The organism is Corallococcus exercitus (assembly GCF_042231735.1).
GTDB lineage: Bacteria > Myxococcota > Myxococcia > Myxococcales > Myxococcaceae > Corallococcus > Corallococcus exercitus_B.
Map to the genome: position 1 here is coordinate 3,996,239 of NZ_CP102577.1, position 24,709 is coordinate 4,020,947.

Consider the following 24,709-nt stretch of genomic DNA (forward strand, 5'->3'; position numbering starts at 1 on the left):
CATGACGCCCGAAGAGAAGCGAGCACGCCTGGCGCAGCTGCTGAAGGACAAGTCGCGCCCTGCCTCGAAGCAGGCGCCCCTGTCCTTCGCGCAGGAGCGGATGTGGTTCCTGGACAAGTGGAGCCCCGGCAGCGCGGCGTTCCACATGCCCACCGCGGTGCGCCTGACGGGCACCGTGGACACGGACGCGCTGCGCCGCGCGCTGGCCCTGCTGGTGGAGCGGCACGACACGCTGCGCACCACCTTCCAGGAGCGCGAGGGCGGCGCCGTGCAGATCATCGCCTCCACGGGCGAGGTGCCGCTGGAGGTGATGGACCTCCAGGGCCTGCCGGCGTCCGAGCGTGAGGCCGAAGCGCAGCGGCGCGTGGTGGCGCTCGCGCAGCAGCCCTTCAGCCTGGAGCAGGGGCCGCTCTTGCGCGCGGTGCTGATGCTGCTGGGCAACGGCGAGCAGGTGCTGCTGGTGGATCAGCACCACATCGTCTCCGACGGCTGGTCCATGGGCGTGCTCGTGCACGAGCTGGCGGTGCTGTACCGCGCGTGCCTGGAGGGCCAGCCCTCGCCGCTCAAGCCCCTGCCGCTCCAGTACGCGGACTGGGCGGTGTGGCAGAAGGACTGGCTCCAGGGCGCGGAGCTGGAGCGCCAGCTCACCTACTGGAAGAACCGCCTCAACCCCCACGCGCTGCTGGAGCTGCCCCAGGACAAGCCGCGCCCGGCGCTGATGAGCTCCAAGGGCGAGCGGCAGGTGATGCACCTGTCCCCCGCCCTCACCAACGCCCTCAAGGCGCTGGGCCAGCGCGAGGGCCGCACCCTCTTCGTGACGCTGCTGTCCGCGTTCAACGTGCTGCTGTCGCGCTACACCGGACAGGACGACATCGTGGTGGGCACGCCCATCGCGGGCCGTCCGCGCGCGGAGGTGGAGGGGCTCATCGGCCTGTTCGTGAACATGCTGGCGCTGCGCTCGGACCTGTCCGGCAAGCCCACGTTCAAGGAGCTGCTGCGCCGCGTGCACGAGTCCACGCTGGACGCGTACGCGCACCAGGACATCCCCTTCGAGCGGCTGGTGGACGCGCTCAAGCCGGAGCGGCACCTCAGCCACTCGCCCATCTTCCAGGTGATGTTCGTCCTGCAGAACGCGCCCATGCCGGCCCTGGAGGCCCCGGGCGTGCTGATGGAGGCGAAGCCGGTGGACACCGGCACGACGAAGTACGACCTGTCGCTCCTGCTGGTGGACCTGCCGCAGGGCCTGCGCGTCACCGCCGAGTACAGCACCGACCTCTTCGAGCGCTCCACGGCGGAGCGGCTCCTGGGCCACTACCTCACGCTGCTGGAAGGCATCGCCGCGCAGCCGGACCTGCCCATCTCCCGCCTGCCGCTCCTGCCTTCCGCCGAGCGCCAGCGCGTGCTGAAGGACTGGAACGACACCGCCGTCACGCACCCGAAGGACGCGACGCTCACGTCGCTCATCGAGGCGCAGGTGGCGCGCACGCCGGACGCCGTCGCCCTGGAGTTCGAGGGCAGCCGCCTCACCTACCGGGAGCTGGACGCCCGCGCGAACCAGCTGGCGCACGCGCTGCGCAAGCACGGCGTGGGGCCGGAAGTCCGCGTGGGCCTGTGCGTGGAGCGGTCGCTGGAGATGGTGGTGGGCCTGCTGGGCACGCTGAAGGCGGGCGGCGCCTATGTGCCGCTGGACCCGGGCTACCCGCAGGAGCGCCTGGGCTGGATGCTGGAGGACGCACGTCCGCCGGTGCTGCTGGTGCAGGAGCGGCTGTTGTCGCGGCTGCCGGCGTCGGACGCGAAGGTGGTGAAGCTGGACACGGGCTGGGAGGACATTGCCCGCGAGCCCACCACCGCGCCCGTGCCCTCCGCCACGCCGGACTCGCTGGCGTACATCATCTTCACGTCCGGCAGCACGGGCCGCCCCAAGGGCGCGATGAACGCGCACGGCCCGGTGGTGAACCGCCTCTTGTGGATGCAGTCCGCCTACCAGCTCACGCCTCGGGACGTGGTGCTCCAGAAGACGCCGTTCAGCTTCGACGTGTCCGTCTGGGAGTTCTTCTGGCCGCTGATGACGGGCGCGAAGCTGGTGGTCGCGAAGCCCGGCGGACACCAGGACCCGGGTTACTTGAAGGCGCTGATTGCCTCCGCGTCCGTCACCACGCTGCACTTCGTGCCCTCCATGCTCCAGGCCTTCCTGGACGAGCCGGGCGTGGCGGAGTGCACGTCACTCCAGCGCGTGGTGTGCAGCGGTGAGGCGCTGCCCCTGGAGCTGAAGGAGCTGTGCCTGCGCACGCTGCCCGGCGCGGGGCTGCACAACCTCTACGGCCCCACCGAGGCCGCGGTGGACGTGACGTTCCACGCGTGCAAGGCGAACGACGGCCGCCGCTCCGTGCCCATTGGCCGGCCGGTGGACAACACGCAAATCCGCATCCTGGACGCGGAGCTCCAGCCGGTGCCGCAGGGCGCGGCGGGCGAGCTGTATATCGGCGGCGTGCAGGTGGGACGCGGGTACCTCGCGCGGCCCTCGCTGACGGCCGAGCGCTTCATCCCCGACCCCTACGCGACGGTGCCGGGCGCGCGCATGTACCGCACGGGCGACGTGGCGCGGTGGCTGCCGGACGGCGAAATCGAATACCTGGGCCGCGCGGACTTCCAGGTCAAGATCCGCGGCCTGCGCATCGAGCTGGGCGAGATTGAGTCGTCGCTGGAGAAGCACCCCACGGTGCGCCAGGCGGTGGTGCTCGCGCGCGAGGACCGGCCGGGCCAGAAGCGGCTGGTGGCCTACGTCACCGGCAAGGACGCCAAGCCGGAGGCGGCGGCGCTGCGCAGCTTCCTGCTGGAGCGGCTGCCCGAGTACATGGTCCCGTCCAACGTCGTGGTGCTGGAGCGCATGCCGCTCAGCCCCAACGGCAAGGCGGACCGCAAGGCGCTGCCCGCGCCGGAAGCAGGCGGGACGGATCCGGCGCGCCCCTTCGTGGCGCCGGGGACGGCCATCGAGCAGCAGATCGCCCAGGCGTGGAAGGACCTGCTCCACGTGGAGCGGGTGGGCCTGGACGACCCCTTCTTCGAGCTGGGTGGCAATTCGCTGCTCGCGCTCCAGTTGCACCGGCGGCTCACGGCGGAACTCGGCGTGACGCTGGCGCTGACGGACCTCTTCCAGTACCCCACCGTGCGGGCACTGGCGGCGCGGCTGTCGCGCCGGGAGGACACGCCCTCGGAGGACGCGGCGCAGGCGGGCCGCTCCCGTGCCGAGGCGCGACGCACGGTCAACCGCCGCGCGGGAGCCTCGCGCGGTCGGGTGGAAACGGATGGAGACGCGGATGAGTGACGCAGTGGGTGGTGGCGAGGAGCGCATCGCGATCGTCGGCCTGGCGGGCCGCTTCCCGGGTGCGAAGACGCTGGAGGGCTTCTGGGAGATGCTCCGGCGCGGCGGCGACGCGCGACGCGTGCCCACGGACGCGGAGCTGGACGACGCGGGCGTTCCGCAGGCCCTGCGCGCCCATCCGCAGTGGGTGCGCTCCAGCTACGTGCTGGAAGGCGCCACGGAGTTCGACGCGGGCCTCTTCGGCTACAGCCCGCGCGAGGCGGAGCTGATGGACCCCCAGCAGCGCATCTTCATGGAGTGCGCGTGGGAGTCGCTGGACAACGCCGGCTATGACCCGCTGCGCTTCAAGGGCGCGGTGGCCGTCTACGCGAGCGTGAGCCTGAGCTCGTACCTGCTGCGCGCGCTGATGCGGCAGCCGGACCTGATGGACGCGGCCGGTTCGTTCGGCGTGATGCTGGCCAACGACAAGGACTACGTGGCCACGCGCGTGTCCCACCGGCTGGGCCTGCGCGGCCCCGCGGCGACGGTGCAGACGGCGTGCTCCAGCTCGCTGGTGGCGCTCCACCTGGCGTGCCAGAGCCTGCTGTCCGGCGAGAGCGACATGGCGCTCGCGGGCGGCTCGTCCGTGTCCTTCCCGCAGACGGCGGGCTACCTCTACCAGGAGGGGATGATCTTCTCGCCGGACGGCTACTGCCGCGCGTTCGACGCGAAGGCCAACGGCACCGTGCGCGGCGCGGGCGCGGCGGTCGTGGTGCTCAAGCGGCTGTCGGACGCGCTGAAGGACGGCGACACCATCCACGGCGTGCTGCTGGGCACGGCGGTGAACAACGACGGCGCGGGCAAGGTGGGCTTCACCGCGCCCAGCGTGGAGGGCCAGGCCGCGGTCATCGCGGAGGCGCTCGCCATCTCCGGCGTCACGCCGGACGACATCCAGTACGTGGAGGCCCACGCGACGGGCACCCCGCTGGGCGACCCGATAGAGGTGGCCGCGCTCAACCAGGCCTTCGGCGGCAAGGAGACGGGCCAGAAGCGCGTGGCGCTGGGCTCGCTCAAGGCGGCCATCGGCCACCTGGACGCGGCGGCCGGCATCGCGGGCGTGGTGAAGACGGTGCTCGCCATGGAGCACGGCGAGATTCCCGCGAGCCCCCACTTCCAGCAGCCCAACCCCGTCATCGACTTCGACGCGGGGCCCTTCTTCGTGCCCTCGCAGCCCCGGCCGTGGACGTCCGCGAACGGGCCGCGCCGCGCGGGCGTGAGCGCCTTCGGCATCGGCGGCACCAACACGCACGTCATCCTGGAGGAGGCGCCGAAGACCGCGGCTCCCGCGCCATCGCGCCGCGCGTGGCACGTGCTGCCCCTGTCCGCCCGCACGCCCGCGGCGCTGGACGCGGCGACGGAGCAACTGGCCGCGCACCTGGACGCGAAGCCGGACGTGTCCCTGGCGGACGTGGCCTACACGCTCCAGGTGGGCCGTCACATCCACGAGCACCGCCGCGCGGTGGTGGTGAAGGACGTCGCGGACGCGAAGGCGGCGCTGCGGGACGCGCGGCGCCTGCTGGGCGGCTCCGGCCCCAACACGCGCCGGCCGGTGGTGTTCCTCTTCTCCGGCCAGGGTTCGCAGTACGTGGACATGGGCCGGGGGCTCTACGAGCAGGAGCCCGTCTTCCGCACGGAGGTGGACGCGTGCGCGGAGAAGCTGAAGCCGCACCTGGGGCTGGACCTGCGCACGGTGCTCTATCCGCCCGCGGACGGGCGCGAGAAGGCCACGGAGCAGCTCAAGCAGACGTCCCTCACGCAGCCCGCGCTGTTCGTCATCGAGTACGCGCTGGCGAAGCTGTGGGCGTCCTGGGGCGTGACGCCGCAGGCGATGGTGGGCCACAGCATCGGTGAGTACGTGGCCGCGTGCCTGTCGGGCGTGTTCTCGCTGGACGACGCGCTGGCGCTGGTGGCCACGCGCGGCCGGCTGATGCAGTCGCTGCCCGCGGGCTCCATGTTGTCCGTGCGGCTGACGCCGGAGGCGCTGACGCCGCTGATGGACGCGCGCATCTCCGTGGCCGCCGTCAACGCTCCGGGCTTCACCGTCGTCGCGGGCCCCACCGACGCGGTGGACGCGCTCCAGGCGAAGCTGGAGGCCCAGAAGGTGGAGGTGTCGCGGCTGCACACGTCGCACGCCTTCCACTCCACGATGATGGACCCCATCGTGGAGGAGTTCCGCCAGGCGGTGGCGAAGGTCGCGCGCAAGGAGCCGAAGGACCTCTACCTGTCCAACGTCACCGGCACCCGGGTGACGCCCGAGGACGCGGTGAGCCCGGCGTACTGGGCCCGCCACCTGCGCGACGCCGTGCGCTTCCAGGACTCGGCGACGCTGCTGTTGAACGACCCCGAGCACGTCTTCCTGGAGGTCGGTCCCGGCAACGCGCTGGCCACGCTGGTGCGCCGCAACGCGAAGGAGGGCACGTTCCCGGCCATCCTCACGACGCTGCCCGCGCCGCGCGACGCCCAGCAGGACGCGCTCACGCACGCCACGGACGCGTTCGCGAAGCTGTGGCTCGCGGGCGCGAAGACGACCGCCGGCCGCGTCTACAAGGGCGAGTCCCGCCGCCGCATCCCCCTGCCCGCCTATCCCTTCCAGCGCGAGCGCTACGACCTGCTCAAGGGTCCGCCGCCCGCGCTGCCTCGCGCCGCCACGGCAGCACGGAGCACGCCGGCGCAGGGCGTGGAGCTGACCGTCCCGTCGTGGCCGCGCACGCGCGCCTCGCCGCAGGTCCCGTCGCTGGCGGGTCAGCGCTGGCTGGTGCTGGAGGCGGACACGCCGGTGGCTGCGCGCGTGACGGAGCGGCTGCGTCAGGCGGGCGCGGACGTGGTGTCGCTCGTCGCGGGCCAGGGCGCGTCGGATCCGGTGACGAAGCGCTTCGCCGTGGACGCGGCCTCGCCCGACGCGGTGAGCGAGCACCTGGAGCGGCTGCGCGGGGAGGACTGGACGCCCGCGCACGTCGCGTACCTGTGGCCGCTGGTGAAGGAGTCGCGCGACCTGGAGTCGGGGCTCGCGGCGTCGTTCCACGGGCTGCTCGCGGTGGCGAAGGCGGTGGGCCCGGGCGCGGCGAAGGCGCCCGTGACGCTGGACGTGGTGACCACCGGAGCCCAGGACGTCACGGGCGAGGAGCCGCTGCTGCCCTGGCAGGCGGCCGCCGTGGGCGCGAGCCGCGTGCTGCCGCAGGAGTACCCCGGCCTCACCGTGCGCGCCGTCGACGTCACCTGGCCCGCGCCGGAGGAGTCCGCGTCCGGCCCGTGGCTGGAGCGGCTGGTGACGGAGCTGGCCACCGGCAAGGAAGCGGTGGTCGCGCTGCGCGGCCCGTACCGCCACGTGGAGGCGTTCGAGACCATCGAGGTCCCGGGCGCTCCGGGCGCTGACACCGCGCAGGCCCCGGGCCTCAAGGACGGCGGCGTCTACGTCATCGTCGGCGGCCTGGGCCGCGTGGGGCTCGCGCTCGCGGAGCAGCTCACGCAGGCGGTGAAGCCGAAGCTCGTGCTGCTGTCGCGCCGCACGCTCCCCGCCCCCGGCGAATGGGACGCGTGGCGCGCGGGCCATGACGCCCAGGACGCGACGTCCAAGGCCATCGAGCGCATGCGCGCGCTGGAGCAGGCGGGCGCGCAGGTGCTGGCGCTGCGCGCGGACGCGGGCGTGGCCGGTCAGCTCGACAAGGCGCTCCAGGTGGCGGAGGCCCGGTTCGGCCGCGTCGACGGCGTCTTCTACGCGGCGGGCGACGGCGGCATGGCCACCCGCATCTCCGTGGACGAGTCCACGCCGGAGGCCACCACCCCGCTGTTGTCCGGCCGCTTCGGAGGCCTCACGCAGCTGGCGGAGGCCCTGGCGTCGCGGCGTCCGGACTTCGTCGTGGTGCAGTCCTCCCTCACCGTGGTGCTGGGCGGCATGGCGGTCAGCGCGGTGGCGGCGGCGCACGCCGGCATGGACGCGCTGGCGGCCCGGCAGGCCCGGCTCGGTGGCACCCGCTGGTACACCGTGGACTGGGACGTGTGGGGCGTGGGCGAGGGCTTCCGGCCCGACGCCGTCATCCCGCCCGCCGAGGGCTTCCGCCTCCTGCGCGCGCTCATCACCCAGCCCAGCGGCGGACGCTTCCTCGCGTCCCGAGGCTCGCTGGAGGCGCGGCTCCAGGTGGCTCGCGACGGCACCTCCGCCTCACGCACGGGTGGCGGCGCCAGTGGCAAACACCCGCGTCCTCCGCTCGCCAACGCCTTCGTCGCCCCGCGCGACGAGACCGAGGAGAAGGTCGCCGCGCTCTGGCAGGACCTGCTGGGCGTGGAGTCCGTGGGCATCACCGACAACTTCTTCGAGCTGGGCGGTCACTCGCTGCTGGGCGTGCAGCTGCTGTCGCGCATCCGCGAGACCTTCCAGGTCGAGCTGTCCATGCGCGCCCTCTTCGAGTCCCCCACCGTGGAGGTGATGACGGTGGCCATCGTGGAGGCGAGCGCCAGCCAGCTCGACCCGGAAGCCCTGGAAGCCATGCTCGCCGAGCTGGAGCAGGGCTGAAATCCCCCTAGGAACGCCGGGCCCGCGCGCACTCCCGTAGTACCGTGCGCGGGCCCTTGAACCTCCTGCCCCCCAGGAGAAAGAGACGTGGAATGAGCCTCGCGCAACGCCTGACCATCACCCAGCCCATGCGGGTCTTCTGGATCACCTGGTTCGGTCAGCTCATCTCGATCCTGGGCTCGGGCCTCACGGCCTTCGGCGTGGGCGCCAAGGTCTTCCTGGACACGCGCTCCACCACGCAGTTCGCGCTCCTGTCCTTCTTCGCGTTCGCGCCCATGGTCATCCTGGCCCCGCTGGCGGGGACGCTCATCGACCGGTGGGACCGCCGCCGCGCCATGCTGCTGGCGGACCTGGGCAACGGCCTCAGCACGTTGATCATCTTCAGCATGGTGCTGGCGGACAGCAAGGGCCTCTTCAAGCTCGAGGCCTGGCACTTCTACCTGCCCGTGTCCTTCGGCGCGTGCTTCGGCGCCTTCCGCTGGCCGGCCTTCTTCGCCACGGTGACGCTGCTGGTGCCCAAGCAGCACCTGGGCCGCGCCAACGCCATGGCGGAGGTGGCCAGCGGCGCCAGCCAGATCCTCTCCCCCATCATCGCCGGAGCGCTCATCGACAGCGTGGGCCTGGTGGGCGTGCTGACGGTGGACGTCTGCAGCTTCACCATCGCCGTCATCACCCTGCTGATGGTCCGCTTCCCGCGCCCCACCGTTTCCGCGGAGGGGCAGCAGGGCAAGGGGTCCATCCTCGCGGAGATGAAGCAGGGCTGGAGCTTCATCAGCAGCCGCAAGGGCCTCATGGCCCTGCTGGGCTTCACCGTCGTGGCCGTGCTGTGCATGGACCTGGTGGTGCTGCTCATCACCCCGCTGGTGCTGGCCTTCACGGACATCTCCACGCTGGGCATCATCGCGTCGATAGCGGGCGTGGGCGCGCTGCTGGGCGCCGTCGGCATGGGCGTGTGGGGCGGCCCCAAGAACCAGCTGCACGGCATCCTGGGGTTCCAGGTGGTGTCGGGCCTGGTGCTCTTCATGGCCGCGCCGTCGCCCAGCGTGCCGCTGGTGGCCACCGCCGCCGCGCTCTACCTGTTCACCATGCCGCCCATGGTGGCGAGCAGCCAGTCCATCTGGCAGCGCAAGATTCCGGCGGACCTCCAGGGCCGCGCCGCGTCCGTGAAGCGGATGATCACCCTGTGCATGTCACCGATCGCCAGCCTCATCGCGGGGCCGCTCGCGGACGACATCTTCGAGCCGGCCATGGCCCAGGGCGGCGCGCTCGCCGGCACCATGGGCCGCCTGCTGGGCGTGGGCCCGGGGCGCGGCATCGCCGTCATCTTCATCGTCCTGGGGCTGGTGACGCTCACGAACGTCGCGTTCGGGTGGTCCAATCCGCGCCTGCGCAACCTGGACCGCGAGCTGCCGGACGCGCTGCCTGACGCGTCCCCCACCCCGGACACCGCCGCCGCCCCCCCGCCGAACGCCCCCACCGCCGGAGCCTCCGCGTCATGAGCGCCTTCTCCCAGGTCCTGCGCATGCTGCGCATGTTGCCGTCCGCCATGGCCGTGGCCGCCCCCGGCGTGGGGCCGTGGCTTGCCCGCCGCCGCTGGCCGCGCGCCGAGGGGCTGCTCACGCTGCCCGGCCTGCACGGCAAGGTGGAGGTGCTGCGCGACACGTGGGGCGTGCCGCACATCTTCGCCAACGACGAGCACGACCTGTTCTTCGCCCAGGGCTACGTGCACGGGCAGGACCGGCTGTGGCAGCTGGAGATGGGCCGCCGGCTGGTGGACGGCCGGCTCGCGAGCCTGCTGGGCCCCATGCTGGTGTCCGCGGATGAGTTCCTGCGCACCATGGGCCTGCGCCACCTGGCCGAGCACGCCTGGGAGCAGGTGGAGCCGGACGCGCGCGCCATCCTGGAGGCCTACAGCGCGGGCATCAACGCGCGCATCGCCGCGGAGCCGCTGCCCTACGAGTTCACCGTCATGGGCACGGAGCCCACGCCGTGGACGCCCGTGGACTCGCTCGCGCGCGGCAACCTGCTGGCGATGATGCTGGGCGGCAACCACCGCATCGAGCTGTTCCGCGCCCGGCTGGTGGCCGCCGTGGGTGAGGACGTGGCCAACGCGCTCTTGCCGCAGAACGCGCCGGAGACGCCGCTCATCGTCCCGAAGGAGGCGCGCCTGCCGGGCCTCCAGTCCGTGAAGACGCTGTCCGGCCTGGACAGCGTGGACGCGCTGATGGGCGACCCGAACATCGTCTCCGGCAGCAACAACTGGGTGGTGCACGGCCAGCGCACGCAGAGCGGCCAGCCGCTGCTCGCCAACGACGTGCACATCCCGCTGGGCATGCCGTCCACCTGGTACGAGAACGGCCTGCACGGCGGCCGCTTCCAGCACGTGGGCTTCTCCCTGCCCGGCGTGCCCATGCTCATCGTCGGCCACAACGGGAAGGTGGCCTGGGGCATGTCCAACCTGGGGCCGGACACCCAGGACTTCTACATCGAGAAGCTGGACGACCCGAAGGCGCCCAAGCAGTACCTCTACCAGGGCACCTGGCACGACCTGGAGGTGCGCCGCGAGGAGATTCCCGTCAAGGGCGGCGCCCCCGTGGTGCTGGAGGTGAGGAGCACCCGGCACGGCCCGCTGATGAACAAGGTGATGGCGGACGAGCTGAAGGACAGCGAGCCCCTGGCCCTCAAGTGGGCGCACCGGGAATGCCAGCCGCTCATCAACGCCGTGCTGAAGCTCAACCTGGCGCAGGACTGGGAGTCCTTCCGCGGCGCGATGAAGGCGTGGGAGGGGCCGGGCCAGAACTTCGTGTACGCGGACACGGCCGGCAACATCGGCTACCAGGCCACGGGGAAGATTCCCATCCGCCAGGGACACCAGGGCCTCATCCCCATGCCGGGCTGGACGGGCGACTCCGAGTGGACGGGCTTCATCCCCTTCGAGGAGCTGCCCGCGTCCTTCAACCCGCCCGCGGGCTACGCGGCCACGGCGAACAACAAGATCACCTCCGACGACTACCCGCACCTCATCGCGCACAACTGGTTCCCGGGCTACCGCGCGAAGCGCATCACCGACCTCTTGGAGGCGGGCACGCAGCACAGCGTGCAGACCATGCGGGACATCCAGGCGGAGACGTACTCGCTGCCCGCGGAGGCGCTGCGCCCGTACTTCCTGGCGGCGGCGCTGCCGTCCGACGACACCCAGCGCCAGGCGGTGGACGCGCTCAAGGCGTGGGACCTGCGCTTCGAGCCGGAGGCCGTGGGCGCCACGGTGTTCCAGGCCTGGTACATCGAGGTGCTGCGCAAGCTGCTCCAGCACAAGCTGGAGCCGGCGCTGGTGTCCGAGTACCTCATGGGCCAGTACGAGCGGCACGGCAGCCTGCACATGCCCTTCGTCATCGGCCTGATGTCCCAGCCGGACAGCGCCTGGTGGGATGACCCGAAGACGCCGGAGAAGGAGACGCGCGACGACATCCTCCGCGCGGCGCTGGGCGTGGCCACCGCGTGGCTGGTGAAGACCTACGGCCCGAAGCCGGAGGCCTGGGCCTGGGGCCAGGTGCACCAGCTCACCTACGCGCACCAGCCGCTGGGCGGGCCCGCCATCCCCGGCCCCATCCGGCGCGTCTTCAACAGCCGCACGGTGCCGGCCCGGGGCGACAACTACTCCGTGGACGGGGCGTCGTTCCTCTGGAGCCGCCCCTTCAAGGTCGTCCACGGCACCGCGCTGCGGATGATTGTGGACCTGGCGGACCTGTCCCGCTCCGTGTCCATCCACGCGCCGGGGCAGACGGAGCACCTGTTCCACAAGCACCGCGACGACCTGATGGAGCTCAACCGCAAGGTGGAGTTCCACCCCATGCTCCACACGCGGCAGGCCGTGGAGCAGCACCGCGAGTCCACGCTGACGCTCACGCCCGCGGTGGCCCTGGCCAAATAAAACAACCCGGACTTGAAGGCCGTCACTCCCCCCGGAGCGACGGGCCTCCAGGCCCGGGTCCATTGCTTTTCAGGCTCCAGCGGGAGCCGGCACTCGTATTCGCGTCGAGTTCCCCCTCAGAAACTCGGCGCTTCCCCCTTCTATGTGCCAGCCCCGCGGTCCCCCTCATTTCCCGCGCATGCCGCGGTGAGCTAGAAAGTCCCCCGACTCCCCGACTCACCGTGTCGCGCTGCGCGGGCCCCCCTGCTTCCCGTGCTGCGATGAAGGAACAGTACCGGGACCCCCTGTTTCGATCTGTGAACCGGCCCACAAGCTGCGTGTGAAGGCGTTCACACCCGCCGGACTTGTCCGCCGGACCTGGATGGGAGGCTTCCCTACCTGCATCCCGGGATTCCAGGCACAATGGCGCCTCCCCCATGTCCTACGCGCAGCTGCTGGCCGAAATCCCCATGTTCGAGAGCCTCGGCCGGGAGGACCTGGAGAACATGTCGTCGCTCCTCCAGCCCCGGCGTTTCGCCCGGGGGGAGGTCATCTTCCACCGGGGGGACGTAGGCACCGCGCTGTTCATCATCCGGCGGGGACAGGTGGCCATCCGGCTCTCCTCCAGCGAGGGGCGCGAAATCACCCTGGCGTTGCTGGACCGGGGGGATGCCTTCGGGGAGCTGTCGCTGCTGGACGGCGAGGTGCGCTCCACCGACGCGATGGCGCGCGAGGAGGCGCACCTGCTCACGCTCCAGCGCGAGGACTTCCGGCGCTACCTGGAGACGCGGCCGCAGGTGAGCCTGGCGCTCCTGGCGAACATGAGCCGGCTGGTGCGGCGCACGACGCAGCTCGTGTACGACTCGGCCTTCCTGGACGCGCGAAGCCGCCTGGTGCGGGTGCTGCTGGAGCTGGCGAAGACGCAAGGCAAGCCGTCCCCCGAAGGGCTGCTCATCACCCCGAAGCTCACACAGTCGGAGCTGGCCAACCTGTGCGGCGTCACGCGCGAGAGCGTGAACAAGTGGCTGCGCTACTACGTGCGCGAGGGGATGCTCAGCTTCGAGGGCGGGCAGATCGTCCTCATCCAGCCGGAGCGGCTGGGACAGGACGCGGAGTAGCCGTCAGCCGCGCACGCGGAAGAGGGACAGGGGCTCCTCGCGGCCCTTCACCGTCACCGGGGCCAGGGGCTCCAGCACGAAGGCGTCCGCGTCCAGCAGGGCGCGCGTGGCGTCGGTGATGAGCACCTCACCCGGGCGCGCGACACCGCACACGCGGGCCGCCACGTTGGTGGCGTCTCCCACGGTGGCGTACTGGAGGTAGCGCTCCGAGCCGATGTTGCCCGCGGCCACCGGGCCGGAGTTGAGCCCGATGTGGACCTGGATCTCCGGCGTGCCCTCCGCCCGCCAGCGGGCGTTGAGGGCGGCCAGGGCGTGCTGCATCTCCACGGCCGCGCGCACGGCCCGGTCCGCGTCGTCCGGCCGGGCGAAGGGAGCGCCCCACACGGCCATCAGCGCGTCGCCGATGTACTTCTCCAGCGTGCCCTCGTGGCGGAAGACGATGTCCGCCATCACCGGGAAGTACGCGTTGAGCATGTCCACCACCTGCCGGGGCTTGAGGCGCGAGGACATGGCGGTGAAGCCGGTGATGTCGGAGAAGAGGATGGTGACGTTCGCCTCGCGCACCTCCAGCGGCACGCCCCGGAGCGCCTTGAGCTGGCGCACGACGTCCGGCGGGAAGAAGCGCTGGTAGGCGTTTCTCAGCACCGCCTCCTCCTCCAGCCGCCGCGCCAGGTGCGCGTGGTCCAGGGCGATGGCGGCCTGGTTGGCGAAGGCGGTGAGGAACTCCAGGTCCTCGTCGGTGAAGAGGCCGCCCTGCGTGAGGCTGTCCAGGTACAGCACGCCCAGCACCGTGTCGCGCGTGCGCAGGGGCACGCAGAGGGAGGCGCGGATGGATTGGCGGAAGACGGAGTCCGCGCCCTGGAGCCGCGCGTCGTCCTTCGCGTCGGTGAAGAGGGCCGCCACGCCGCGCGAGTGCACGTAGTCCACGATGTGCTGGCTGAAGAAGCGCTCCGGCAGCGTCCCACCCCGCGCGCCCCGGGACACGCGCGGCACCAGCGCCCCCGTCTCCCGGTCCACCAGCAGCACCGCCGCCCGGTCCACCGCCCAGATTTGAAAGACGAGCTGCAGCACGCGCTCCAGCAGCCCGTCCACCGGGCCCGGGGACGACAGAACCTGCCCCACCTTGAGGAGCACCTGGAGCTTGTCGCGGGTGCGGTCCGGCGAGCGCGTGTCGAGCAGCGACTCCATGGGCCCGCCGGAGAAGCGCGTCTCCAGCGGCTGCGTGCGCAGCGGGCCCCAGCCGTCCGGCAGCGGCGTGTCCGGGGACACCAGCCGGAACCACACCTCGCCGCAGCGGAAGGACTGGCCGTGGCCCAGCTCCTGGCGGGAGACGCGGTGCGGCCCCACGAAGCTGCCGTTCTTGCTGTCCAGGTCCACCAGCACCACGCGCCCGCCCGCGCGCTCCAGCCGCGCGTGGCGCCGCGACAGGCTGGGGTGCGGCACGCGGATGCCGTTCTCCTCGGTGCGGCCGATGGTGGTGGTGCCCTCCGGCAGCATCACCACCCGTTCATCCACCTGGCCTGGGTTGAGGATGAGGCGCATGGGCTCAAGACCGCGTGGAGAGGAGGACGGGGCTCAGGTGGGCCCCTTGGCCGTGAAGGCCTCCGCGCGGGGCGCGGCCGCGGGCGCTTCCAGGACGGCGGGGGCCACCTGCTCGGAGGTGGCGTCCGCGGAGGACGCGGACTGGCTGCCCTGGCGGGCCACCACCTCGCGCACGCCCAGCCGCTGGCCTCCAGGCCCGGGCAGGTGCCGCTCTCCGGCGGCGCGGCAGTCGAAGGCGTCCGCGAGCCGGGCGGCCAGCGTCTCGCTCACCAGCACCTGGTCGCGCGCGGCCACGGTGGCGAGCCGGGCCGCGGTGTTCACCACGTCCCCCAGCACCGTGTGGTCCAGGCGCCCGCGCCCGGCCGCGCCCACGTTGCCGGAGACCACCGGCCCGGTGTCCACGCCCATGCAGATGCCGTGGGCGTACGGGGACGCGTCGCCGCCGCTCCACGCCAGGCCCTGCAGCCGCTGCTTCACCGCGAGGCACGCGTCCAGCGCGCGCGACACGTGGCCCTCGCCCTGGAAGACGGCCATCACCGCGTCGCCCAGGAACTTGTCCACCACGCCGCCGCGCGACTCCAGCTCCGGGAGGATGACCTCGAAGTTGGCGTTGAGCCGGCGCAGCGCGGACTCCGGCGGGTGCTGGCGGGTGACGGCGGTGAAGTCCGCCACGTCCAGGAAGGCCACCGTGGCGTCCAGCTGCTCGCCCGCGAGGGCGCCGGGGCCGCGCACCAGCGGCAGCACCCGGTCCACGATGCCGCCATGCACGAACATCCGCAGCAGGGCGTTCTCCTCCGTGGAGCGCACCGCGCGGCGCAGCTCCGCCACGTGGCGCACCGTCTTGGCCAGCGTGGACTCCAGGTCGTCCAGGTCCACCGGCTTCACGAGGAAGTCGAACGCGCCCCGGTTCATCGCCGTGCGCAGGTTGGGCATGTCGCCGTACGCGGAGACGATGACCACCTTCACCAGCGGATCCACCTCGCCCACGCGCGACAGGAACGTCAGCCCGTCCATGCGCGGCATGTTCAGGTCGCACAGCACCGCGTGCGTGTCCGGGTGCTGGCGCAGGGCCTCCAGCGCCTCCTCGCCGTCGCGGGCGAAGACGAAGCGGTAGACGCCGTCGCGCACGTGCCGGCGGAAGCGCTGGCGCATGAGCACCTCCACGTCCGGCTCGTCATCCACCACCAGCACCGTGGCGGCCTGCGTGGCGCGGCCGGCCTCCACCAGCGCGACGAAGGCGGCGGCCAGCTCGCGCGCGGAGGTGAAGCGCTGCTCGGGCTTCGGGTGCAGGGCGCGCTGGAAGAAGGCGTCACCGCCCGCGCCCAGCTCCGGCACCAGCTGCGAGACGGGCACCGCGGGCGGGTGGAAGGTGCCGCGCAGGAGGGCGCCCACGGACTCCGGCCCGTAGGGGAACTGGCCGGTGAGGGCGCGGTAGAGCACCACCGCGAGCGACCAGAGGTCCGCCCTCGCGTCCAGGTCCGGATCCGCGCGCAGCTGCTCCGGGCTCATGTAGCGCAGCGTGCCGGTGAGCCCTTCGGCCTGCGCGGGCGCCCCCGTGGGCAGCAGCGAGCGCGCGAGCCCGAAGTCGAGCACCTTCACCACCTCCTCGCCGTCCACGTGGGCGAGGAAGAGGTTGGCGGGCTTCAGGTCGCGGTGGACGAGCCCCGCCGCGTGCGCCGCCGCCAGGGCCCGGGCCACTGGCGTGACGAGCGCGGCCACGCGGGCCGGGGACAGGCGCCCCTGCTGGGTGAGGCGCGTCTCCAGGTCCTCGCCCTCCAGGAGCTCCATGACGATGTACGGCACGCCGCCGTCCACGCCGGAGTCGTGCACCTGCACCACGTGCGGGTGGCGCAGCCGGGCCACGGCCTGCGCTTCCTGTTCGAAGTGGCGGTGCGCCTCTGGCGTGCGCGCCACGACGTCGGAAGCGATGAGCTTGAGGGCCACGTGCCGCTGGAGTTGCAGGTCGATGGCCCGCCAGATGGCGCCCATGCCACCGCCGCCAATCCTGCGCTCCAGCGCGTACCTGCCGCCCAGCGGGCGTCCGGTGTCCATCGGCCCTGTGTCTCCGTCCCGGGCACGGCCTGGCGCACGTGCCTCGCGAAGCCGGGGATGATGGCACACTTGCCCCCTCCCCCGGCGTGCCCATTCGGTGCCATCCCGGTGGCCCGGCCGCACGGCCGGTGTGGGAGGGGGAGCGTCAGGCGCGGGTCAGCGCCTGGGCGAGCCGGGGCAGGACGTCGCCCGCCCTCGCCTCCACGCGCACGTCCGCCAGGGGGTCGCCCCGGCTCTCCCCGATGTTGAGGATGCCGATGGGCAGGTGCCGCTCCGCGGCGCGGGTGACGAAGCGGTAGCCGGAGTAGACCGTCAGCGACGAGCCCACCACCAGCAGCGCGTCCCCCTCCTCCACCAGCGCGAACGCGTCCTGCACCAGCGGCGCCGCGACGTTGTCCCCGAAGAACACCACGTCCGGCTTCAGCGTCCCGCCGCAGCGCGTGCACGCGGGGACGTGGAAGCCGTCCACGGCCTCCGCCGACAGCTCCGCGTCGCCGTCCGGACGCAGCTCCACGACGGCGTGCGCGAAGTCCGGGTTGAGGCCCAGCATCCGCGCCTGGAGCGACGCGCGGGGCTCCTGCGCGCCGCACGCCAGACAGCGCACCCGCGACAGCGCGCCGTGCAGCTCCAGCACGCGCTCACTGCCCGCCGCGTGGTGCAGGCCGTCCACGTTCTGGGTGATGAGGCCCGGCACCACGCCCGCCTTCTCCAGCGCGGCCAGCGCGAAGTGGGCGTCGTTGGGGCGGGCGGAGGTGAAGCGCGGCCAGCCCAGCAGGCTGCGCGCCCAGTAGCGCTGGCGCACCTCCGGCTTGTGCAGGAACTCGCGGTGCTGGATGGGGTTGCGCACCTTGTGGCGCGTCTCCGGGCCGCGATAGTCGGGGATGCCGGACTCGGTGCTGCATCCGGCGCCCGTGAGCACCACGACGCGGCGTCCGCGCAAGAGCGAGGTCAGGGCGTCCACGCCCGCTTCGGGCGGAAGGGCGGCGACAGGGGAGTCCGTGAGGAGCGTCATTCCACCCTCCGTATAACGTGCCCCCCTCGCGCCCGCCCCAAGCCCTGGCGCCGACCGTCGGGGAGGGGGGCGGCTGGCGGCTCCAGGCCTTCACGTCACCGGGTGAGCGCGTCCCGGGAGGGGTCCGCGGGCTTCGGCGTGGCCATGGCGGCCTTGAGGTCCTTGCGCGCGCCCGGGGGCAGCCTGGCGATCCACCGGTCCATCGCCTGGCGGAGCTCCGGCACGGAGGACTCCTCGTCGGGCAGCGCGGCCGCCTCCAGGCGGGCCTCGGCGACGAGCCGCACGGCGCGGGCCGGGTCCTGCTTCGCGTCCCACAGCGCGCGGCCCAGCATGTAGCGCGCGGCGGGGCGCTCCGCCGGACGGGGCCGGGCGCGCTCCCAGCCCGCGACGGCCTTCTCCAGCGGGGCCAGCGCCTCGCGCGGACGGCCCAGCACCATGTACGTGCGCCCCAGGTCCACCAGGGCCCCCGTCCAGCCGCCGTTCACGTCGTCCGGCAGGGACGTCTGGAGCGCGGCGGCGCGCTCGAAGTACGGCAGGGCCTGGTCCGGCTGGTTGCGGTAGCTGAGCGTCTGGCCCATGCCCCGGAGCACCAGCGCCAGCGTGGGGTGGTCCGGGCCCAGGCTCTTCTCCACCTGCTCGAGCGCCGTGGCGAAGCGCTGGGTGGCCTCCTCCAGCCTTCCCAGGTGCACCAGCAGCGTGCCGATGTTGTTGACGATGATGGCCACGGTGGAGCTGTCGCGCCCCTCCGTCGTCTCCGCGATGCGCAGCGCGCGCTCGTAGAGGGGCAGCGCCTCCTCGCGCTTGCCCTGGTACTGCAGCGCCAGCGCCAGGCTGTTGAGCGCGTCCGCCACCTGCGGGTGGTCCTGTCCCAGCGAGCGCTCCAGCAGCGCCAGCGCGCCCCGGGCCAGCCGCTCCGACTGCACGAAGTCCCCCTGCTGCCAGCGCACGCTGGCCTGCTCCAGGCGGATGCGCGCCACGTCCGGGTGCTCGGGGCCCAGCGAGCCGCGCACGGTGCCCAGGGCGCGCTCGTACAGGCCCAGGGCCTCCTCCGCGCGCCCCTGCGAGCGGCGCACGGTGCCCAGCTCCACGCGCACGTCCGCGACCTCCAGGGCCTCCGGGCCGAAGCGCTTCTCCAGGAAGGACAGCGCGCGGGTCAGCTGCTCGTGGGCCTCCGGGTAGCGGCCCTGGCGCGACAGGAGCCGGCCCAGGTTCATCGCGAGCGCGCCGGCCAGCTCCTTGCTGCCGCCCAGCCGCTCCACCGCGGCGCTGGCGCGCTCCGCGGCCTGCTGCCCCTGGGCGTAGTGGTCCAACCGTTCGCCCGTCACGCGCACCGCCAGCGTCCACGCCCGGGCGGCGGCGTCGTCGTTGCGGCCGGCCTCCGCGCTCCACGCGGCCTGGAGCACCGTGGCCTCCGCGCCCCGGTAGTCCCCTGCCCCGTCCTTCAGCTCCGCGAGCAGGAGCAGCGCGTCCGCGGCGCCGGACCAGTCCCCCGCGGTGCGCGCGGCCTGGGCCACGGGCTCCACGCGCGCCACGCCCTGCGAATAGCGGCCGGCGGCGCGCAGGGCCCTGGCGTCCACGAGCGCCTGGAGCAGCGCGACGGTCCTGTCTCTCGCGGCGGCGTCATCCGGCGAGGAGTGGCCCCGCGACGTCAGCGCCTCCACGTCCGAGCAGCCCGCCAGCGGCGCCAGCCCCTCCACCGCGCGGGGCGCCCGCTCCACGAGGTCCGGATCCGCCTGCGTGAACAACTGCGTGAGCGCGGCCACGTCCGCGAGCCGCGCGTCCAGGCAGCGCATGCGCAGCGCCATCACCGCTTCGCTCTGCTCGTGCCGCACGCGGGTGGCCTCGCACGCCGCCGTGCGCGTCGTCACCCACGCGGCGGTGTACGCGTCCAGCCCCCGGCGCACGTGGCGGAAGGCGTCGTGCGCGAAGCGGCGCTGGGTGCCGACGAAGGCCGCCTCCACCGCCTGCTGCCGGGCCGCGTCCCACACACCGTCCATGGCACGCGCGGCGCCCTCGCAGCCCGTGGGGTCGCGGCCGTGGAGGACGTGCGTGAGGCCCACCGCGGACAACAGCAGCAGCGACGCCCCGGCCACGCGCAGCCGCCGCGTCCGGCGCGACGCGGGGTCCGACTCCAGCGCGGCGATGAGCGCCTCCATGGACGCGTGGCGGTCCTCGGGCTTCACCGACAGGCCCTTCACCACCACCTTCCGCAGCCACTGCGGCACGCCCGAGTGCCGGGGCACGCTCTTCACGCGGCCCGCGTGCACCGCCTGGGACAGCTCCTCCACCGTCGAGCCCGCGAAGGGGCGCTCGCCGTAGAGGCCCTCGTAGAGCGCGACGCAGAAGCCGAACTGGTCGCTGCGCGCGTCGGTGCGCTCCTCGGGCGGGAACTGCTCCGGGGCCATGTACGCGGGCGTGCCGCCCTCCATGGCGCGCGGATGGGTGGGGCTCCCGGGGGCCACCGGCGGGGCCACCGCGCCGGACATGATGCGCGACAGGCCGAAGTCGGTGACGCGCACGCGGCCGTCCTGGCCGACGAGGATGTTCTCCGGCTTCACGTCGCCGTGCACGACGCCCACCGCGTGCGCCGCGGCGAGCCCCCGGGCCACGGCGATGAAGACCTCCACCACCTGGCGCCACGGGTGCGGACCGTCGTGCTCCCACTTGCGCAGCGTGTGCGCGTCCACCAGCTCCATGGCCAGGAAGACCTGCCGGCCGAAGGTGCCCACGTCGAAGACGGAGACGACGTGCGGGTGGGAGACGCGGGCCATGGCCTGCGCCTCGCGCAGCACCTGCGAGCGGCCGGCCTCCGCGCCCAGCCCCAGCGCCTCCACCTGGAGCAGCTTGAGCGCGACGCGGCGGTCCAGCTCCGGATCATAGGCGGCGTACACGACGCCCATCCCGCCCACGCCCAGCATCTCCAGGATGAGGTAGCGGCCCACCGCCGTGCCGCGTGCCAGCGGCGGCGTGGGCAGGCGCAGGCGCGGCTTCTTCCCGCGCCACGGGTCCACGGCCAGCGTCGCCAGCTGGCTGTCGAGGACCTCTTCCTCCGGAGCAGGCTCGGGGGCGGTGGACGGCGGTTGCACCTTCAGCGCCTCGGACACCATGCGCCGGCAGGAGGGGCACGTGTCCAGGTGCTCGTCGACGAGCGCGGCCCTGTCGGGCGGCAGCGTCCCGAGCAGGAGGTCCATGAACGTGGGTTCGTCCAGACAGGCGAGGGGCATGGGAGGCACGCGGAAGGACGGCAGCACAGCAGGAGTCACGGCCTGCGTCGAGTCACCCTGGGGACGTTCCAGCCATTGAAGGGTTGCCTGCCCGGCGCCCAGGACGTCGGTTCGCGAACGCACATGACCTATGTGTTGAGACAGGAAGGCCTTTCTGGAAGCGTCCGAGCATGCGGCGCCTGCGACGACTCGGATGGGCCGGGCTGATCTCCCTGGCGCTGCACGCCCTCGTGTTCGGGCTGTTGTGGGCCGTGGAGCCCGCGACGTCATCCACCGGACGCATGGCCCGGATGCGCGAGAAAACGGTCGAGGTGGAGATCATCACCTCGCCCTCCGTCGCCTCCGCGACACCGCCGGTCCAGGAGCCCGCATCGCCGCCGCCCCCGGTGGCGCCGGCCCCTCCACCGCCCCCCTCGAAGCCGCCCACGCCGTCGAGGAACGAACCGGCCCCACCGCCTCCGGCCGTGGCGGAGCGGGAGCCACCCGAGAACACCCCGCCTCCGTCGGAGCCGCGCGCGCCGCCGCAGGCACCGGCCGGGTCACCGCCAGCGGTCGCGACGCGCGAGCCCGCGGAGGACACGCCGCCTCCCGCCGAGGCCCCGCGCCCTCTCGCGGACGACGTCCCCCGCTCCGGCCTCGCGACCCGCGAGCCAGCTCCGGCCGGGGACCGGCCCACGGCGGATGCACCGCGGACGCCGGGCACCCCTCCCCTGAACCTGCTTCCCTCCCCGGGCTTGAGCGGCGGGGTCATCATCTCCACGCCGGAGAACTCGCGGGGCGGCGGCCGCACGCTGCGCCCCGGTGACCCGAGCCTGTCCGCGGAATCCCGCGCCGCCGACGAGCGTGCGCTCGTGTCGGAGCGCGTGCAGGGCATCGTCGATGAGCGCCGCGCCCGTGACCGCGTGGACACCGGCCGCGTGCATCCCTACTTCAGCCAGCTGCGCGCGCAGCTGGAGAAGCAGATGGACGCCCCTCCTCTCTTCGACATGCCCAGCTTCCCCAAGCAGATGCTGTACGCCTACGCGGAGAAGGCCCGGCAGTTCGGCGCCACCGGCTCCCCTGGGAACATGCCGGGGCTCCGCACGGCCCCCAAGCCGGGCGAGCTGCTCGCACGGCGCACCCGCGACGAACCCGGCTACAACCGGCTGCGCGGCCTCACGCAGGCGGGCAATGAGCTCCAGGACTTCGCCCACGGCGTCAGCACCATGAAGCTCGTCGTCACGCTGGAGCTGCTCCAGGGCGCGGACGGCACGCTGCGCGAGGTGAAGCTCATCAGCCGCAGCGGCAACCGGGCCTACGACGACTACGTGCTCCAGTCCGTCCCGCCCGCGCTGGGGAAGTTCCCCGCGCCTCCCTCGGACGCCATGGGCGTGCACACCGACGGCATCCGCAGCGTGTGGGCCGTGGAGGGCCGCGTCGTCTACGTGCGCAAGCTCAGCGAGATGAAGAAGGGCAGCGACAACGTCTACCTCGCCGCCCTGGCCGCCGCGGGCCTCCTCGCCGGAGGCTTCGAGGAGACCACCGGCGAGATCTCCGTCATCGACGTGCGCAACCCGCACTTCGAATGCCGCTCGCGCCTGCTGCGCGTCTACTGACTCAGGGCGTGAACGCCGAGGGCCACCGCACGCCGCCGCCCAGGGGCAGGAGCGCCTCCGCCACGTCGAGCAGCGCCCCGTCCGCCCACCGCCGCCCCACGAGCTGCACGCCCACCGGCAGCCCCGCCGACGTGCGCCCCATCGGGAACACCACGACCGGGCTGCCCGTCGCGTTGAACAGGCAGGTGAACCCGCCGAGGGCCTCCAGGTAGGGGCGAGGCACCCCGTCCACGTCCACCGGACCGCCGAACGGCGTGTGCACCGGCGCGGCCGTCATCGCCACCGGCACGAGCCACGCGTCCCAGCCGGCCAGGAAGCCCTCCAGCAGCGCGATGTGCCCGTCCCGCCGGGTGAGCGCCGTGCCGTAGCCCGTCATGTCCACGCGCGTGCCCTGGACGATGGCCTTCCCCAGCAGGTCGTGCTCCAGGGGGAGGAACTGCCCCTGGAAGGCCTCGCGCACGGGCGGAGGCAGGGGCGCGCCCACCTCGCCGCCCTCCATCAGCCCCCACACCTCCACGAGGTCCGTGAAGTCCTGCCCCGCGGGCACCGCCTGCTCCACCACGGCGCCCTCCGCGCGCGCGGCGGCGGTGAAGCGCTGGAGCACCTCCCGTGTCTCGCGGTCCGCCTGGAAGGGCCCCAGCGTGTCCGCCCACGCCAGCCTCAGGCCCTTCAGGGCCCGGGGCTTCGCGGTCCCCACCGGCGCGACGGGCGGCACCTCCGGGGCGAGCGGATCCGCGCCCTCGATGAGGGACAGGATGAGCCGCACGTCCGCCACCGAGCGCGCCAGCGGCCCCGCGCACGCCATGTGGCGCACGTGGCGCGGCCCGTCCGGCATGTCCGGGATGTGGCCGAAGGTGGAGACGCGGTGCTCCGTGGGCTTGATGCCCACGATGCCGCAGTAGTGCGCCGGCTGCCGGATGGAGCCGCCGATGTCGCTGCCCACCTCGAAGGGGGTGAGCCCCGCCGCCACCGCCGCCGCCGCGCCTCCGCTGGAGCCTCCCGACGTGCGCCCCAGGTCATGCGGGTTGTTCGTCCGGCCCCAGAGCGGCCCGTCCGTCTGGAGGTCCGAGGCGAACGGCGGCAGGTTCGTCTTGCCGAAGAGGATGGCCCCCGCGGCCCGGAGCCGGGCCACCACGGTCGCGTCCCGCGCGGGCACGTACTCCGCGAAGGCCGGATGGGCGGACGTCGTGCGCAGCCCCTGGGTGCTGAACGCGTCCTTCACCGTGAAGGGCACGCCGTGCAGCGGGCCCCACAGCTCGCCCCGGGCGAGCGCCGCGTCCGCCTCTTCCGCCCGCTTCCGGGCCGGGGCCTCGTTCCACGTCACCACCGCGTTGAGCGCGGGGTTGAGCTCGCGGGCGCGGGCGAGGAACGCGTCCAGCGCCTCCACCGCGCTGACCCGACGCTCACGTAGCGCCGCGGCCAGCTCCGTGGTCGAGAGGGACACCAGCGGACGCACTCCGGATTCCTGTGGCGAGACAGACGATTTCATGTGCGCTTTTCCCCGAACGCCGGCCGCGCGGCCGCTCCGGGAGTTCTACCAGCTCCTCAGCGCGCCCGGGCCTCCCGGACCGGGAGCGCGGGCGTCACCACGTAGGCGGACGCGGCGGCATCCACCTTCACGCGTGGGGGGCGCCGGGACTCCTCGAAGAGGCGGTAGCCCGGCTCCAGGCCGCGCCAGAAGGCCTTGCGTGCGTCGGGGACGCCGGAGAGGGCCTCCAGCGCCGCGAGCCCCGCCGCGTCCAGCCGGCGCGGGAAGACGTGCACCGGGACGTCGCGGCCCATGCGCGCGCGGGCCTCGGACACCATCACGTAGAGCGCCTCGATGGGGCCGTTCTCGATGGCCATGCAGCCGATGCTCACGCAATCGCCGTGGATGTAGATGTCACCCCCGGGGTTGGCGGCGCCCAGCTTGCGGTCGAGCGCGTTCGGGTAGCTCACCCGCATGGACAGGTGGTACGCGCTCTTCGGGTTGAAGAGGTCCACCGTGTAGAAGCCCTCCGGGACCTGCAGGTCGCCAAACGCCCGCTTGGGCCCCAGCTCGCCGGAGGCCGCGCAGATGGGGAAGGTGCGCACCTTCACGAGCGGCCTTCCGCGCGGCCCCGCCCAGACCTCCAGCTCGCGCTCGGCCTTGAAGGCCCGGAGGTAGAGCTCCTCGGGGGGCCAGGACACCCCCGCCTCCTTGAACAGCTGGACGAGCCCGGCCGTCTGCCGCTTCCGGGCCGCCGCGACCCGGTCCTCGGCGTGCGCGCACAGCGAGGCCAACAGGACACCCCACGCGAGCAGGACCTTCATGGGCGGAAACGCGCTCCTTGTGGAAAAACCGTTTGGACGCTGGTGGACGTCAATCCGGTCCCCGGGCAGGGATGGCCGGCGAACAGGATACCG

The 24,709-nt window shown here is 73.1% G+C and carries 12 protein-coding genes; 6 read left to right on the forward strand and 6 right to left on the reverse strand.

Annotated elements, in window-relative coordinates; translation table 11 throughout:
- Nucleotide 1 precedes the first annotated feature (1 nt).
- The 5 genes from NR792_RS15435 (at nucleotide 2) to NR792_RS15455 (ending at nucleotide 12,899) form a co-directional block, all read left to right on the forward strand.
- Nucleotides 2–3,325 carry an amino acid adenylation domain-containing protein gene (locus tag NR792_RS15435; RefSeq protein ID WP_375760789.1) on the forward strand — a complete coding sequence of 1,108 codons (3,324 nt, stop codon included), beginning with the start codon at nucleotides 2–4 and terminating at the stop codon, nucleotides 3,323–3,325.
- Nucleotides 3,318–7,871, forward strand: coding sequence for a beta-ketoacyl synthase N-terminal-like domain-containing protein (locus NR792_RS15440; RefSeq protein WP_375760790.1), 4,554 nt, complete (start codon nucleotides 3,318–3,320; stop codon nucleotides 7,869–7,871). Before NR792_RS15435 ends, NR792_RS15440 begins: the two co-directional genes overlap by 8 nt.
- A gap of 92 nt (nucleotides 7,872–7,963) precedes the next feature.
- Nucleotides 7,964–9,370 (forward strand): MFS transporter, encoded by a 1,407-nt coding sequence (locus tag NR792_RS15445; RefSeq protein WP_375760791.1) that lies wholly within the window; start codon nucleotides 7,964–7,966, stop codon nucleotides 9,368–9,370.
- The gene (locus NR792_RS15450; RefSeq protein WP_375760792.1) at nucleotides 9,367–11,802 is read left to right on the forward strand and encodes a penicillin acylase family protein; all 2,436 of its coding nucleotides are present in this window, start codon (nucleotides 9,367–9,369) and stop codon (nucleotides 11,800–11,802) included. Before NR792_RS15445 ends, NR792_RS15450 begins: the two co-directional genes overlap by 4 nt.
- A 416-nt stretch (nucleotides 11,803–12,218) precedes the next feature.
- Nucleotides 12,219–12,899, forward strand: a complete 681-nt coding sequence (locus tag NR792_RS15455) for a Crp/Fnr family transcriptional regulator (protein WP_375760793.1) — start codon at nucleotides 12,219–12,221, stop codon at nucleotides 12,897–12,899.
- Nucleotides 12,900–12,902: 3 nt separating this feature from the next.
- Here the strand turns inward: NR792_RS15455 and NR792_RS15460 are convergent, their stop codons facing one another.
- From NR792_RS15460 to NR792_RS15475, 4 genes are all read right to left on the reverse strand, one after another.
- Nucleotides 12,903–14,441 carry an adenylate/guanylate cyclase domain-containing protein gene (locus NR792_RS15460; RefSeq protein WP_375760794.1) on the reverse strand — a complete coding sequence of 513 codons (1,539 nt, stop codon included), beginning with the start codon at nucleotides 14,439–14,441 and terminating at the stop codon, nucleotides 12,903–12,905.
- Between the two features lie 33 nt (nucleotides 14,442–14,474).
- Entirely contained in the window at nucleotides 14,475–16,493 is a 2,019-nt protein-coding gene (locus tag NR792_RS15465) for a protein kinase (protein ID WP_375760795.1), read from the reverse strand.
- A gap of 145 nt (nucleotides 16,494–16,638) precedes the next feature.
- The gene (locus NR792_RS15470; protein WP_375760796.1) at nucleotides 16,639–17,505 is read right to left on the reverse strand and encodes an NAD-dependent protein deacetylase; all 867 of its coding nucleotides are present in this window, start codon (nucleotides 17,503–17,505) and stop codon (nucleotides 16,639–16,641) included.
- 95 nt (nucleotides 17,506–17,600) lie between these two features.
- The gene (locus tag NR792_RS15475) at nucleotides 17,601–20,729 is read right to left on the reverse strand and encodes a tetratricopeptide repeat protein (RefSeq protein ID WP_375760797.1); all 3,129 of its coding nucleotides are present in this window, start codon (nucleotides 20,727–20,729) and stop codon (nucleotides 17,601–17,603) included.
- A gap of 170 nt (nucleotides 20,730–20,899) precedes the next feature.
- On the opposite strand from NR792_RS15475, the gene NR792_RS15480 reads away from it, so the two are divergent.
- Entirely contained in the window at nucleotides 20,900–22,324 is a 1,425-nt protein-coding gene (locus tag NR792_RS15480) for a TonB C-terminal domain-containing protein (protein ID WP_375760798.1), read from the forward strand.
- A gap of 1 nt (nucleotide 22,325) precedes the next feature.
- Here the strand turns inward: NR792_RS15480 and NR792_RS15485 are convergent, their stop codons facing one another.
- Both NR792_RS15485 and NR792_RS15490 read right to left on the reverse strand, forming a co-directional pair.
- Nucleotides 22,326–23,768: an amidase gene (locus tag NR792_RS15485; RefSeq protein ID WP_375760799.1), complete on the reverse strand. Its 1,443-nt coding sequence runs from the start codon at nucleotides 23,766–23,768 to the stop codon at nucleotides 22,326–22,328.
- Between the two features lie 101 nt (nucleotides 23,769–23,869).
- Complete coding sequence (locus NR792_RS15490) at nucleotides 23,870–24,616, reverse strand: murein L,D-transpeptidase family protein (protein ID WP_375760800.1); 747 nt, start codon at nucleotides 24,614–24,616, stop codon at nucleotides 23,870–23,872.
- Nucleotides 24,617–24,709 lie beyond the last annotated feature (93 nt).